12 protein-coding genes and 2 pseudogenes are annotated in these 14441 nt (G+C 64.4%); 10 read left to right on the top strand and 4 right to left on the bottom strand.

The features are described from left to right. Positions 1–6: 6 nt before the first annotated feature. Positions 7–305 (bottom strand): annotated as a pseudogene (locus GKC70_RS00350) (cytochrome c5 family protein). 181 nt (positions 306–486) lie between these two features. On the opposite strand from GKC70_RS00350, the gene yihA reads away from it, so the two are divergent. Then, on the top strand, positions 487–1119 hold the full coding sequence (gene yihA / locus GKC70_RS00345) for a ribosome biogenesis GTP-binding protein YihA/YsxC (protein WP_039582049.1): 633 nt from the start codon (positions 487–489) through the stop codon (positions 1117–1119). 297 nt (positions 1120–1416) lie between these two features. Here yihA and polA read toward each other — a convergent pair whose 3' ends face one another. After that, on the bottom strand, positions 1417–4164 hold the full coding sequence (gene polA, locus GKC70_RS00340) for a DNA polymerase I (RefSeq protein ID WP_342650117.1): 2748 nt from the start codon (positions 4162–4164) through the stop codon (positions 1417–1419). A 75-nt stretch (positions 4165–4239) separates the two neighbouring features. On the opposite strand from polA, the gene GKC70_RS00335 reads away from it, so the two are divergent. Beyond that, a complete protein-coding gene (locus tag GKC70_RS00335) occupies positions 4240–4527 on the top strand; it encodes a DUF2782 domain-containing protein (protein ID WP_029612500.1) in 288 nt (95 codons plus the stop codon). A 73-nt stretch (positions 4528–4600) separates the two neighbouring features. After that, positions 4601–5551 carry a homoserine kinase gene (locus tag GKC70_RS00330; RefSeq protein ID WP_342650116.1) on the top strand — a complete coding sequence of 317 codons (951 nt, stop codon included), beginning with the start codon at positions 4601–4603 and terminating at the stop codon, positions 5549–5551. Between the two features lie 64 nt (positions 5552–5615). Here the strand turns inward: GKC70_RS00330 and GKC70_RS00325 are convergent, their stop codons facing one another. Next, a complete protein-coding gene (locus GKC70_RS00325) occupies positions 5616–6521 on the bottom strand; it encodes a zinc ABC transporter substrate-binding protein (RefSeq protein WP_342650115.1) in 906 nt (301 codons plus the stop codon). A 66-nt stretch (positions 6522–6587) separates the two neighbouring features. Between GKC70_RS00325 and zur the strand changes: the two genes are divergently transcribed. The 4 genes from zur to GKC70_RS00305 all read left to right on the top strand — a co-directional run bounded on the left by zur (position 6588) and on the right by GKC70_RS00305 (position 9445). Continuing rightward, positions 6588–7073: a zinc uptake transcriptional repressor Zur gene (gene zur / locus GKC70_RS00320; protein ID WP_342650114.1), complete on the top strand. Its 486-nt coding sequence runs from the start codon at positions 6588–6590 to the stop codon at positions 7071–7073. After that, positions 7070–7843: a zinc ABC transporter ATP-binding protein ZnuC gene (znuC, locus tag GKC70_RS00315; RefSeq protein WP_342650113.1), complete on the top strand. Its 774-nt coding sequence runs from the start codon at positions 7070–7072 to the stop codon at positions 7841–7843. Before zur ends, znuC begins: the two co-directional genes overlap by 4 nt. Further along, positions 7836–8618, top strand: a complete 783-nt coding sequence (gene znuB, locus GKC70_RS00310; RefSeq protein ID WP_342650112.1) for a zinc ABC transporter permease subunit ZnuB — start codon at positions 7836–7838, stop codon at positions 8616–8618. The genes znuC and znuB overlap by 8 nt, the downstream gene beginning before the upstream one ends. Before the next feature lie 119 nt (positions 8619–8737). Continuing rightward, a complete protein-coding gene (locus GKC70_RS00305) occupies positions 8738–9445 on the top strand; it encodes a PA5502 family lipoprotein (protein ID WP_342650111.1) in 708 nt (235 codons plus the stop codon). A 53-nt stretch (positions 9446–9498) separates the two neighbouring features. Here GKC70_RS00305 and katE read toward each other — a convergent pair. Beyond that, a pseudogene (katE, locus tag GKC70_RS00300) lies at positions 9499–11642 on the bottom strand (catalase HPII). Positions 11643–11867: 225 nt separating this feature from the next. On the opposite strand from katE, the gene GKC70_RS00295 reads away from it, so the two are divergent. The 3 genes from GKC70_RS00295 (at position 11868) to GKC70_RS00285 (ending at position 14386) form a co-directional block, all read left to right on the top strand. Continuing rightward, positions 11868–12875 carry a methionine ABC transporter ATP-binding protein gene (locus GKC70_RS00295; RefSeq protein ID WP_039582065.1) on the top strand — a complete coding sequence of 336 codons (1008 nt, stop codon included), beginning with the start codon at positions 11868–11870 and terminating at the stop codon, positions 12873–12875. Continuing rightward, complete coding sequence (locus GKC70_RS00290) at positions 12875–13546, top strand: methionine ABC transporter permease (RefSeq protein ID WP_039582067.1); 672 nt, start codon at positions 12875–12877, stop codon at positions 13544–13546. The genes GKC70_RS00295 and GKC70_RS00290 overlap by 1 nt, the downstream gene beginning before the upstream one ends. 66 nt (positions 13547–13612) lie before the next feature. Then, the gene (locus GKC70_RS00285) at positions 13613–14386 is read left to right on the top strand and encodes a MetQ/NlpA family ABC transporter substrate-binding protein (RefSeq protein ID WP_342650110.1); all 774 of its coding nucleotides are present in this window, start codon (positions 13613–13615) and stop codon (positions 14384–14386) included. Positions 14387–14441: the final 55 nt, after the last annotated feature.

The following is a 14441-nucleotide window of genomic DNA, read 5'->3' as shown; positions in this document are numbered from 1 at the left end:
GAAATGTTATGTATCGGGACTGCCGCTCATCCAAAGGATGACCGACCGGTAGTCCTCGGTACTGCAGTCCATGCACAATCCACGCGACGGCATAGCCTTGAAACCCTGAGCAACGTGCGTCAACGGCCCGCTCGCAACCTGCGCCAACCCAGGCTCCCTCGACGCTGTCTGCCCTGCAGAGGGCCGATGACGGCGATACCGCATGACCCCTGCGCATCGCTGCGGTTGGTCACGCCTCGGGATCCTGTGTAGCCTGTGCGCTGAAAACGGTGGAACCTACCGCTCGCCAGCAGCCGTTTCGCCATGCGCAACGACCTGACAGGGTTGGGGGCCGCGCTGCGTTCTGATGCGCAAGCTGGTGTTCGGCACCCCATGCCCGCTCTCCTACGTTGGGAGAATGAGCACACAAAAACTGGGGCATTATATACGTGCTCCCCGTAAACGGAAATGTGGCCTGGATCAGGCAACACGCACTTCGGATAACCCATGCAACTCAAAAACCCCATCCTCGGCCTCTGCCAGAAGGCCAAATTCGCCCTTAGCGCCGCCAAGGTCGAACAATGCCCTCAAGACCTGGGCTACGAGGTGGCGTTCGCCGGGCGCTCCAACGCCGGCAAGTCCAGCGCCCTCAACACCCTGACCCACGCCAGCCTGGCGCGCACCTCCAAGACGCCAGGGCGCACCCAACTGCTCAACTTCTTCAGCCTCGACGACGAACGCCGCCTGGTCGACCTGCCGGGCTATGGCTACGCCAAGGTGCCGATTCCGCTCAAGCAGCACTGGCAGCGGCACCTGGAGGCTTATCTGGGCGGGCGCGAGTGCCTGCGTGGGGTGATCCTGTTGATGGATGTGCGCCACCCGATGACCGACTTCGACAAGATGATGCTCGACTGGGCCAAGGCCAGCGGCATGCCCATGCACATCCTGCTGACCAAAGCCGACAAGCTCACCCACGGTGCGGCCAAGAACACCTTGCTCAAGGTCCAGGCGGAGATTCGCAAGGGCTGGGGCGATGCGGCCTCCATCCAGCTGTTTTCGGCGCCCAAGCGCCAGGGCCTGGAAGAGGCATACCGGGTGCTGGCGGACTGGATGGAGCTGGAAGACAAGCCGGCGGCCTGAGGTGCCTGTTTGCCCGCAGTGATCGACGCCGACTGGCAAATTGCGGGCAAAAAAAACCCCGGACTTCATATGGGGAGGGGGAAGTTCGGGGTTCAAGTCCGGACCGCTAGGGCGGGATCCAGATATCTGCCAACACTTAACACAACATAGGAGCATCGAACGGCTTCACCAGCCATTCAGGTACTCTGAGTTGCACTTCAGGGTTTAGTTCCTGAGCCCGGAAAACTAATTGCACAGGTTTCATCTTTCGCGCTGTAGCGGCCTGCGCGCTCACGCTGCAGACCGCCAGCGCTCGCCTCAGTGGGCTTCGTCCCAATTGGAGCCGACACCGACCTCGACCAGCAATGGCACATCCAGTTGAGCCGCGTTGCTCATGTGCGGACGAATCTCGTTGCGCACCTGCTCCACCAGGTCCTCGCGCACCTCCAGCACCAGTTCGTCGTGCACCTGCAGGATCACCCGCGCATCCAGGCCGCTGTCGGCCAGCCAATGATCGACGTTGACCATGGCCCGCTTGATGATGTCGGCGGCGGTCCCTTGCATCGGCGCGTTGATCGCCGTGCGCTCGGCACCACGGCGCAGGGCCGGGTTCTTGGCGTTGATGTCTGGCAGGTACAGACGGCGGCCGAAGAAGGTCTCGACGAACCCCTGCTCGGCCGCCTGGGCGCGGGTGCGCTCCATGTAGGCCAGCACGCCGGGGTACTGGGCGAAATAGCGGTCGATGTAATCCTGCGCCTGCTTGCGGTCCACGCCGATCTGCTTGGCCAGACCGAACGCACTCATGCCGTAGATCAGCCCGAAGTTGATGGCCTTGGCGCTGCGTCGTTGATCGTGGGTGACCGCCTCCAGTGCCACGCCGAACACTTCGGCGGCGGTGGCCCGGTGCACGTCCAGGTCATTGCGGAAGGCGTGCAGCAGACCTTCGTCCTTGGCCAGGTGGGCCATGATACGCAGCTCGATCTGCGAGTAGTCCGCCGCCAGCAGTTTGTAGCCCGGACTGGCGACGAAGGCCTGGCGGATGCGCCGGCCCTCGAGGGTACGCACCGGGATGTTCTGCAGGTTCGGGTCGCTGGAGGACAGTCGCCCGGTGGCGGCCACGGCCTGCTGGTACGAGGTATGGATGCGTCCGGTGCGCGGGTTGATCTGCTCGGGCAGCTTGTCGGTGTAGGTGCTCTTGAGCTTGCTCAGGGAGCGGTACTCCATCAGCACGGTTGGCAGTGGATAACCTTCGGCGGCCAGGTCGGCGAGCACCGCCTCGGCGGTGGAGGCCTGACCCTTGGCGGTCTTGCTCAGCACCGGCATGCCCAGCTTGTCGTACAGAATCACCCCCAGTTGCTTGGGCGAGCCGAGGTTGAACGGCTCGCCCGCCAACTCGTACGCCTGGCGCTCGAGCTCCGCCATCTTCACCCCCAGCTCGCCGCTTTGCACCTTGAGCAAGGCGGCGTCGACCAGCGCGCCTTGGCGCTCGATCTTGGCCAGCACCGGCACCAGCGGCATCTCGATGTCCATGAGCACCGGCTGCAGGCTCGGCGTACGCGCCAGGCGGGCTTGCAGCGCCAAGTGCAGACGCAAGGTGATGTCAGCGTCCTCGGCCGCGTAGGGGCCTGCTTTGTCCAGGTGGATCTGGTTGAAGGTCAACTGCTTGGCGCCACGTCCGGCGATGTCCTCGAACGCGATGGTGCGGTGGTCGAGGTACTTCTGGGCCAGGCTGTCCATGTCGTGGCGAGTGGCGGTGGAGTCCAGCACGTAAGACTCGAGCATGGTGTCGTAGGCCACACCACGTACCTCGATCGGCTGGCTGCAATTGGCCAGGATGTTGATGTCGTACTTGGCGTTCTGCCCGACCTTGGCCTTGGCCGGGTCTTCCAGCAGCGGCTTGAGCGCCAGCAGCACCGCATCACGGTCCAACTGCTGCGGCGCGCCCTCGTAGTCGTGGGCCAGCGGCACATAGGCAGCCTCGTGGGGCTCGACCGCGAACGACACGCCGACCAGTTCGGCCCGCTGCGCGTCCAGCCCGGTGGTCTCGGTGTCGAAGGCGAACAGCGGTGCCTGACGCAGCTTGTCGAGCCAGACGTCGAAGCGCGCCTGATCGAGGACGGTTTCGTACCTGGCCTCGACCTTGGCCGCCGGCGCCTCCACCGGCTCGATCGAAGCGCCCTCGCGGGCGGCGTCGCGCTGCACGTCGGCGATCCAGCTCTTGAACTCCATTTCCGTGTACAGCGCCAGCAAGGCCTCGCGGTCAGGCTCGCCGCAGACCAGCGCGTCCACGGCGATGTCCAGTTCGACATCGATCTTGATGGTGGCCAGTTCGTAAGAGAGGAAGGCCGCATCACGGTGCTCTTCGAGCTTGGCCGGCAGGCTCTTGGCGCCGCGAATGGCCAGGCTCGGCACCTTGTCGAGGTTCTCGTACAGCTCGCGCAGGCCACCACCGATGCCGGTCAGCAAGCCCACGGCGGTTTTTTCGCCAACGCCGGGGACACCGGGGATGTTGTCGACCTTGTCGCCCATCAGGGCCAGGAAGTCGATGATGTGTTCAGGCCCCACGCCGAATTTTTCGTGCACGCCGGCGACATCCAGCACGCTGCCGGTCATGGTGTTGACCAGCGTGATGTGGCCGTCCACCAGTTGCGCCATGTCCTTGTCGCCGGTGGAGATGATCACCGGGCGCCCGGCCGCCGCGCTGCTGCGCGCCAGGGTGCCGATCACGTCGTCGGCCTCGACGCCCTCGACGCACAGCAGTGGGTATCCAAGCGCCCGCACGCTGGCGTGCAGCGGCTCGACCTGCACCCGCAGGTCATCGGGCATGCTCGGGCGGTTGGCCTTGTATTCGGCGAACATGGCGTCACGGAAGGTGCCGCCCTTGGCGTCGAAGACCACCGCGAACAGCGCGTCGGGGTACTGCCGGCGCAGGCTCTTGAGCATGTTCAGCACGCCCTTGACCGCGCCGGTCGGCATGCCCTTGGAGGTGGTCAGCGGCGGCAGGGCGTGGAAGGCGCGGTAGAGGTAGGACGAACCGTCCACCAGGACGAGGGGCGCTTGGCTCATGAGAGGAATCAACCTTTTCGACGGGTCCGGCGCTAGAATAGCCGGATCAGTGACGACAAAAGGACTTAGGTTATCATGCGCACACCCATTCGCCTGTTACTGCTCAGCCTGCTGGCCATCACCCCGGTCCTGGCACTGGCGGCGGACGAGGCCCCATCGGCCGATCCCGATGTAACTATTCGCACGGAAGGCGATCGCACCATCCAGGAATACCGTCAAAACGGCTTCCTGTACGCGATCAAGGTCACGCCGAAACACGGTAAGCCATATTTCCTGGTACGCGCCGATGGCTCCGACGGCAACTTCATTCGATCCGACCAGCCGGACATGCTGATTCCGTCCTGGAAAATCTTCGAATGGTGAGGTAGTCACCCGTACCGTTCTCATCAACCCGGCACTTCCCATTTGGAAGTGCCTGCATGGGCAGCTTTTCAACATGTCAGTCTTCACCCCCGTGTCCCGGCCCGAGCTGGAAACCTTTCTGGCGCCGTATGAGCTGGGCCGCCTGCTGGACTTCCAGGGCATCGCCGCTGGAACCGAAAACAGCAACTTCTTCGTCAGCCTGGAAAAGGGGGAGTTCGTCCTGACGCTCATCGAGCGCGGGCCGGCCGAGGACCTGCCGTTCTTCATCGATTTGCTCGATGTGCTGCACGACGCCGACATGCCGGTGCCCTACGCCGTGCGCGACCGCGACGGCCACGGTCTGCGCCAGTTGTGCGGCAAGCCGGCGCTGCTGCAACCGCGGCTGGCGGGCAAGCATGTGAAAGCCCCGAACAACCAGCACTGCGCGCAAGTGGGCGAACTGCTGGCGCACATTCACCTGGCCACCCGCGAGCGCATCATCGAACGCCGCACCGACCGGGGTCTGGACTGGATGCTCAGCGCCGGCGCCGAGCTGCTGCCGGGCCTGGACGCCGAGCAAAGCGGGTTGCTGCGTAGCGCCTTGCAGGAAATCGAAGCGCATAAGGCGCAGATTCTCGCACTGCCCAGGGCCAACCTGCACGCCGACCTGTTCCGCGACAACGTGATGTTCGAAGGCACTCATTTGAGCGGCCTGATCGACTTCTACAACGCCTGCTCCGGGCCAATGCTCTATGACATCGCCATTACCCTGAACGACTGGTGCCTGGACGCCGACGGCGGTATCGACCTGCCGCATGCCCAGGCGCTGCTCGGCGCCTACGCTGGGCTACGGCCCTTCACGGCGGCAGAAGCCGAGTTGTGGCCGGTGATGCTGCGCGTGGGCTGCGTGCGGTTCTGGCTGTCGCGGCTGATCGCCGCCCGTGATTTCGCCGGCATGGACGTGACCATCCATGACCCCCGCGAGTTCGAGGTCCGCCTGGCCCAGCGTCAGCATGTGGCCTTGAAGCTGCCCATCGCCTTGTGACAGGCAATCACCTCGTCGCGGCGATGACCCGCCGCGATGAGGCCGCCCCTTTGGGATCAGAGCTTCAGAGGCTCTCCAAACACCGCGCCAAATCCACACCGACCTTCTCCAGCAAGCGCTCATAGCCCTTGCCGTCCACCGGATCGGTCCCGCCCAAGGCGTCGAGCTCGGCCAACTTCACCGGCAGTCCCGCCACCAAGGTTTCGGCCAGACGCGGACGAATGGGCGGCTCGCTGAACACACAGGTCGGCCCCACCGCCTGCAAACGCGTGCGCATGGCCGCCACATGCTGCGCCCCCGGCTGCACCTCGGAGGCGACGCTGAACACGCCCGTGTGGCGCAGGCCGTACTCGGCCTCGAAATAGTCGAAGGCTTCGTGGAACACGAAGTAAGGCTTGCCCGCGATACCCGCGACCCGCGTCTTGATCCGCTGATCCAGCGCGTCCAGCCGCTCGGCGAAGGCTTTCTGGTTGACCTGGTAGCGCGCAGCGTTGGCCGGGTCGGCCGCCGCCAGGTCGCTGGCCATCTTCGCCGCGATCACCCGCGCGTTGATCGACGACAGCCACAGGTGCGCGTCGAGCGAGCCGGGGCGGTGGTCATGGTCGTGATCGTCATGGTCTTGTTCGTGGGAATGGCTGTCCTCGCCAAAGTGGCGCAGCTTCATGCCCGGCAGCGACTGCACCGCCACCGTAGGCTTGCTGCGGTTCTTCAACACCCGCGGCAGGAAGCTCTCCATGTCCGGTCCGATCCAGTACAGCAGGTCGGCATCGCTGACCTTGCGCACATCGGAGGGGCGCAGCGCGAAGTTGTGCGGCGACGCCCCAGGCGGCAGCAGTACGTCAGGGCGGCCAACGCCGTCCTGAACCGCTGCAGCGATCTGCTGCAGGGGCTTGATACTGGTGAGCACCCGCACGTCTGCGTGGGCGGAAAAAGCGATGAAAGCGACAAAAAGGGCAAGGAATCGGGACACGGTGAATACTCGACTCGTCAGAAACAGGTAACATAATAACGTCTCCGCCGATAATCGTCGCCGCCCATGTCTATCACCCCGCTGGCCAACCGTCCCCACGATCATTCCCGTTGCGTGCACAGCGCCTTGAGCGAAGCCGACACCCTGTGCGCGCGCCAGGGGCTGCGCCTCACCGCGCTGCGCCGGCGCGTGCTCGAACTGGTGTGGCAAAGCCACAAGCCGCTGGGTGCCTACGACATCCTTGCCGTGCTCAGCGAGCAGGACGGCCGCCGCGCAGCGCCGCCGACGGTGTACCGCGCGCTGGACTTTCTCCTGGAAAACGGCCTGGTGCACCGCATCGCTTCGCTCAACGCCTTCATCGGCTGCAGCCATCCCGAGCACAAGCATCAAGGACAATTCCTGATCTGCCGCGCCTGCCACGTGGCCATCGAGCTGGAGCAGGACAGCATCAGCGATGCCATCGTCGCCAGCGCCAAGGCAGTGAATTTCGCCGTCGAGACGCAGACCGTCGAAGTGGTCGGGCTGTGCGCCAACTGCCGGAGCACCGCATGAGCGACGCGCTGATCCGCCTGGAGCAGGTCGGCGTGAGCTTTGCCGGCGAAGCGGTGCTCGACAGCATCGACCTGGCGGTCGCACCCGGCCAGATCGTCACCCTGATCGGCCCCAACGGCGCCGGCAAGACCACCCTGGTGCGTGCCGTGCTCGGCCTGCTCAAGCCGCACCATGGCACAGTCTGGCGCAAGCCGCGCCTGCGTATCGGCTACATGCCGCAGAAAATCCAGGTCGATGCCACGCTGCCGCTGCCGGTGCTGCGCTTCCTGCGCCTGGTACCCGGCGTGGACCGCGCTCGGGCGCTGGCGGCGTTGCGCGAGGTGGGCGCTGAACAGGTCATCGACAGCCCGATCCAGACCGTCTCCGGCGGCGAGATGCAGCGCGTGCTGCTGGCCCGCGCACTGCTGCGCGAGCCCGAGCTGCTGGTGCTCGACGAACCGGTGCAGGGCGTCGATGTGGTCGGCCAGGGCGAGCTGTACAACCTCATCACCCGCCTGCGCGACCGCTACGGCTGCGGTGTGCTGATGGTCTCCCACGACTTGCACCTGGTGATGAGCACCACCGACCAGGTGGTCTGTCTGAATCGCCATGTGTGCTGCTCGGGTCACCCAGAGCAGGTCAGCGGCGACCCGGCGTTCGTCGAGCTGTTCGGCCAGACGGCGCCGAGCCTGGCGGTCTATCACCATCATCACGATCACAGCCACGACCTGCATGGCGCCGTGATCGCCCCCGGCGCCCATGTCCACGGAGAGCACTGCAAGCATGGCTGATTTTCTTCTCTACGCCTTGCTTGCCGGATTGTCCCTGGCGCTGGTCGCCGGCCCGCTGGGCTCCTTCGTGGTCTGGCGGCGCATGGCCTATTTCGGCGACACCCTGTCCCATGCGGCGTTACTGGGCGTGGCCCTGGGCCTGGCCCTGGACGTCAGCCCGACCCTGGCGGTGACCATCGGCTGCCTGCTGCTGGCGATCCTGCTGGTAACCCTGCAGCAGCGCCAGCCGCTGGCGTCGGACACCCTGCTCGGCATTCTCGCCCCCAGCACCTTGTCGCTGGGTTTGGTGGTCTTGAGCTTCATGCACGATGTGCGCATCGACCTGATGGCCTATCTGTTCGGCGACCTGCTGGCCATCAGCAGCACCGACCTGGCCTGGATCCTCGGCGGCAGTGTGTTGGTGCTGGCCTTGCTGGCCGCGCTCTGGCGCCCCCTGCTGGCGGTCACCGTGCACGAGGAACTGGCGCGGGTCGAAGGCTTGCCAGTGGCGGGGCTGCGCCTGGCGCTGATGCTGCTGATCGCGGTGGTGATCGCGGTGGCGATGAAAATCGTCGGTGTACTGCTGATTACCTCGCTGCTGATCATTCCCGCCGCCGCGGCACAACGTCACGCCCGCTCGCCCGAACAGATGGCGTTGGGCGCCAGCCTGCTGGGCGTGGCCGCGGTCTGTGGCGGCCTGGCGATGTCCTGGTTCAAGGACACCCCGGCCGGTCCGTCGATCGTGGTCTGCGCGGCGGTGCTATTCTTGCTGAGCCTGGCACTGCCCAAGCGCTGACACCTGAAGGTCGCACCGTGCAACCTTTACCTGGGTAAAGGGTCAGTAAGACGTGTTTTCGAGCGGGCACACCTGGGTGTAGACTTGCTCGCTTTTTGCGCAAATAGAGAGTCGCAGGAATGAAGCCGTTCGCCTCCCGTTATCTGCTTGTTGCCGTCTTTTCGCTGTTCCTTGCCGCCTGCTCCTCAGCGCCGGTCGAACCGCCCGCCGCCCCGGAACAGCCCGACGCCTGGCAGCAGTTGCAACAGAACATCGCCAGCAACGAGTTGGCCACCGCCGAAGATCAACTCGCCACGCTGCAAGCGCAGTCGCCGGACGACCCCCGCGTCGAGCAGTATCATCGCCAGTTGGCCGAAGCCTACCTGCAACGCAGCCAGATCGTGTTGCAGAAGGGCGACGTCAACGCCGCTGCCACCGCGCTGGCCCGAGCGCGTGCCTTGATGCCACAGGCGCCGGCCCTGACCGGCGGCGAAGCCGTGGCCCAGGCCCGCCAGGCCGAGCTGGACAAGGCCGAGGCAGCACTCAAGGCCGCCGAGTCCAAACCTCAGGCTCGGGTCATCGATCCGGCAGCACCGAGCACGGTAATTGCGTTGAAAACCACGGACATCGCGGCCATGCGCCGGCAACTGGACGACATTGCCGCCGACGTCGTGAGTTATCACTGCGAAGTGGTCTTCCAAGTGCCGCGCACCCAGGACGCGCCTTGGCTGAAGACGCTGCTGCAAAAGCGCGTCAGCAAGCTCGATGCCAGCTTCCCGCTGAAACAGAAGCATGAAATCCAGCGCGCCTTGCCGGCCCAAGTGGTGCTGGTCCCGCATCAAAACTGAACAAACGAAAAGGGCCGCAATGCGGCCCTTTCGCTACAGCGCAGCGTTACCTGTCAGGCTGGAATGGCCTCGGCTGCCGCTTCTCGCTCCCACACCCGATGAGCCTCGACCGCCTTGACGAAGGCCTCCACGGTCTTCTGGTCGTCGCCCAGCAGCAGCCCCTTGTCGGTCTTCAGACCCAGCGCATCGAGCAGCGCCTTGCCCTGCGGCGCCACGCCGATGGCCTTCAAGTGCTTGTAGCCTTCGAGCAGGAAGTGCTTGGCGACGCCACTGGCGCCCAAGGCATCGAGCGAGGCCTTGCCGTCCGGCACCAGAATACCGTCGAACATCACCGACGGCATGCCCTCCATCGACGCATCCACCGGCAGCGCCTTGCCGTCGGCCGTTTTCACCGGCGCCGAAGTCGGCCCCAGCAGCATCGGCCGCGCGCTATGCGCTTCGAGCGCCTTGACCAGCGTGTCGACGCTGGCACCGTCCACGCCGTTGGCGATCAGCAGGGCAATCTTGCGGCCCTTGATGCCGACCGTGCCGGGATGGTTCATCTGGCTCAGGGCAGGGGAGGTCTTGAGCTTGGACTGAGGCGCCTTGACGGTGCCCGCCTTGGGCGCCGGCAAGCCCAGATTCTCGGCCACCGCCGCCGCCAGGTCGAGATCGATGTTGGCCAGAATCTCATTCACCTGCCGCTCGCGGATGTACTCGCGCTCGACCTTGCCCAGCTCGAAGCTATAGGCCTTGATGATGTGCTGCTGTTCGTTCGGGCTCATGCTCTTGAAGAACAGGCGGGCCTGGGAGAAGTGATCGCTGAACGACTCGCTGCGCTCGCGGATCTTGTGCGCGTCGACGCGTTCTTGATAGCTCTCGAAACCGCCATCCTGAGGCCCGGCAGGCGTCTCTTTCGGCCAGCCGCCGTCGATCGAGTTCGGCTCGTAGGACGCGCGCCCTTTATGGATGGTCTGGCGGTGCATGGCATCGCGCTGATTGTTGTGGTTCGGCGCCACGGGGCGGTTGATCGGGATCTCATGGAAGTTCGGCCCGCCCAGGCGGCTGATCTGGGTATCGGTGTACGAGAACAGGCGCCCCTGCAGCAGCGGGTCATTGGTGAAGTCGATACCCGGCACGATATGCCCTGGGCAGAACGCCACTTGCTCGATCTCGGCGAAATAGTTGTCCGGGTTGCGGTTGAGCACCATCTTGCCCAGCGGCGTCACCGGCACCAGTTCTTCGGGGATGAGCTTAGTCGGATCGAGCAGGTCGAAGTCGAACTTGTGCTCATCGGCTTCCGGCACGATCTGCACGCCCAGCTCCCACTCGGGGTAGTCGCCGGTCTCGATGGCTTCGGACAGGTCGCGGCGGTGGTAATCGGTGTCCTTGCCAGCCAGTTTCTGCGCCTCGTCCCACAATACCGAGTGAACACCCTGACGCGGCTTCCAGTGGAATTTGACGAAGCTGGCCACGCCTTCGGCGTTGATCAGGCGGAAGGTGTGCACGCCGAAGCCTTCCATCATCCGCAAGCTGCGCGGAATGGCACGGTCGGACATGGCCCAGATGACCATGTGCGCCGACTCCGGCACCAACGAAACAAAGTCCCAGAAGGTGTCGTGGGCCGAGCCACCGGTTGGAATCTCGTTGTGCGGCTCGGGTTTGACCGCATGCACGAAGTCGGGAAACTTGATCGCATCCTGGATGAAGAACACCGGCATGTTGTTGCCGACCAGGTCGAAGTTGCCTTCATCGGTGTAGAACTTCACGGCGAAACCGCGCACATCGCGCACCGTGTCCCCGAGCCGCGCGGGCCTTGCACGGTGGAGAAGCGCACGAACACCGGGGTGACTTTCTCCGGGTCTTGCAGGAAACCGGCCTTGGTCAGTGCGCTGTGGTTGCCGTAGCTCTGGAAGTAACCGTGGGCGCCGGTGCCGCGGGCGTGCACGATGCGCTCAGGGATGCGTTCATGGTCGAAGTGGGTAATCTTCTCGCGCATGATGAAGTCTTCAAGCAGCGAAGGCCCGCGCGCACCTGCCTTGAGCGTGTTCTGGTTGTCGGCGATGCGTACGCCCTGGTTGGTCCGCAGCGCCTGACCGGTGGCATCGCTGCGCGCCTGCTCGAGGTTCTGCAGCTTGGTGTTGGTGTTGGCGCGGTCAGGGGTCTGGGTGCCAGCCAGTTCGCTCTGCTTGGGCGCGTCGGTCCTGTTGCTCGACATCTTGGCTCTCCTCATCAGTCTTCAGGCTGCCCATCGGGGGCTTGTTCAGGTAGTGACTGGAGGGGTCGACCATGCGTTCCATCGGGTTTACCGACCGTCGCGTTATACCCAGGCGATTGGTCGAAGACGAAATAAATGCTAAGAACCGCCAGGGGAAAAGGCTAAAATGCGCGACCCCAGCTCACCGCTGACCCTAAATTCCATGCGCCCCACAAGGTTCGCTACGTGATCGAGTTCCAACATGTGCACAAGACCTACCGCGTCGCCGGTAGGGACATCCCCGCCCTTAACCCGACCAGCCTGAGCATCGAAGATGGACAGGTGTTCGGCCTTATTGGCCATTCCGGTGCCGGCAAAAGTACCCTGCTGCGCCTGATCAACCGCCTGGAGGCGCCGTCCGGCGGCAAGATCATCGTCGACGGAGAAGACGTCACCGCCTTCGACGCCAACCAACTTCGGCGTTTCCGCCAGCAGGTCGGCATGATCTTCCAGCACTTCAACCTGCTGGCCTCCAAGACCGTCGCCGATAACGTCGCCCTGCCTCTGGTGCTGGCTGGCGAGCTGTCGCGTGCGGCGATCGACCAACGTGTCAGCCAGTTGCTGGCCCGCGTCGGCCTGTCGGACCACGCGAAGAAGTATCCGGCGCAACTGTCGGGTGGCCAGAAGCAGCGCGTCGGCATCGCCCGGGCGCTGTCGACCAACCCGAAGATCCTGCTGTGCGACGAAGCCACCAGCGCCCTCGACCCGCAGACCACCGCCTCGGTGCTGCAACTGCTGGCCGAGATCAACCGCGAGCTGAAGCTGACCATCGTGCTGATCACCCACGAAATGGACGTGATCCGCCGGGTCTGCGACCGCGTGGCGGTAATGGATGCCGGGGTCATCGTCGAGCAGGGTTCGGTGGCCGACGTGTTCCTTCATCCGCAGCACGCCACCACCAAGCGCTTCGTCCAGGAAGACGAGCAGGTGGACGAGCACGAGCAACGCGACGACTTTGCCCACGTGCCGGGCCGCATCGTGCGCCTGACCTTCCAGGGCGAAGCCACCTATGCGCCGCTGCTGGGCACCGTCGCCCGCGAAACCGGAGTGGACTACAGCATCCTGGCCGGACGCATCGACCGCATCAAGGACGTGCCCTACGGCCAACTCACCCTCGCCGTCACCGGCGGCAACATCGACGCTGCGTTCGCGCGCTTCCAGGCCGCTGACGTCCACATGGAGGTCCTGCGCTGATGGACGCCCTGAATTTCTTCGCCAACGTCGACTGGTCCGAGATCTGGTTGGCCACCGGCGACACCCTGATCATGCTGTTCGGCTCGCTGCTGTTCACCGTGCTGCTCGGCCTGCCGCTGGGCGTGCTGCTGTTCCTCTGCGGCCCGCGGCAGATGTTCGAGCAGAAGGGCGTGTATGCGCTGCTGTCGCTGGTGGTGAACATCCTGCGTTCGCTGCCCTTCATCATCCTGCTGATCGTGATGATTCCGGTTACCGTACTGATCACCGGCACCTCGTTGGGTGTAGCCGGCGCCATCCCGCCCTTGGTGGTCGGTGCCACGCCGTTCTTCGCCCGCCTGGTGGAAACTGCGCTGCGCGAAGTGGACCGCGGCATCATCGAGGCCACTCAGTCGATGGGCGCCACCACCCGGCAGATCATCACCAATGCCCTGCTGCCCGAAGCGCGTCCAGGTATTTTTGCGGCCATTACGGTCACCGCGATCACCTTGGTGTCCTATACCGCGATGGCCGGTGTGGTCGGCGCCGGCGGCCTGGGCGACCTGGCCATCCGCTTCGGCTACCAGCGCTTCCAGACCGACGTGATGATCGTCACCGTGGTGCTGCTGTTGGTGCTGGTGCAGATCCTGCAGAGCGTGGGCGACCGGCTGGTCGTGCATTTTTCCCGTAAGTAACAACCCCAATGGGGTCGGCGTGCCGACCCGTTCGGGGGCCGTCGCGGCCCTCACAAGGAGTGATCGATGAAGAAACTGCTTGCTGTCGTCGCCGCCGTCGCGGCCTTCTCCGCCCAGGCGGCGGAAACCTTGAGCGTGGCCGCATCCCCGGTGCCGCACGCCCAGATCCTCGACTTCGTCAAGCCGACGCTGGCCAAGCAAGGGGTGGATTTGAAGGTCAAGGAGTTCACTGACTACATCCAGCCCAACGTGCAAGTGGCCGAGAAGCGCCTGGACGCCAACTTCTTCCAGCACCAGCCGTACCTGGACGAATTCAACAAGGCCAAGGGCACCCACCTGGTCAGCGTTGCCGGCGTGCATATCGAACCGCTGGGCATCTATTCGAGCAAGTACAAGACACTCGACGAGCTGCCGTCCGGTGCCACCGTGGTCATCCCCAACGACGCCACCAACGGCGGCCGAGCCTTGCTGCTGCTGGACAAGGCCGGTGTGATCAAGCTCAAGGACAACAGCAACATCCTCGCCACCGTGAAGGACGTCGCCGAGAATCCCAAGAACGTGAAATTCCGTGAGCTGGAAGCGGCCACCATTCCGCGGGTGCTGACCCAGGTGGATGCCGCGCTGATCAACACCAACTATGCCTTGGAAGCCAAGCTCAATCCGGAAAAGGATGCCCTGGCCATCGAAGGCAAGGACTCGCCCTACGTGAACATCCTGGTCACCCGCGAGGACAACAAGGACAGCGACGCGGTCAAGAAGCTGGTTCAGGCCCTGCACTCGCCAGAGGTGAAGCAGTTCATCACCGAGAAGTACAAGGGCGCAGTGGTTCCGGCGTTCTGATTGCGCACGTCCACTTGCCCTGCGCGCCCGATTCGTAGAAACGGCTCCAGCCTTA

It is taken from the genome of Pseudomonas sp. REB1044, from assembly GCF_038813925.1.
Lineage (GTDB): Bacteria > Pseudomonadota > Gammaproteobacteria > Pseudomonadales > Pseudomonadaceae > Aquipseudomonas > Aquipseudomonas boreofloridensis.
The sequence above is the reverse complement of the archived record's forward strand: the minus strand, read 5'-3'. Positions and strand labels throughout refer to the sequence as shown.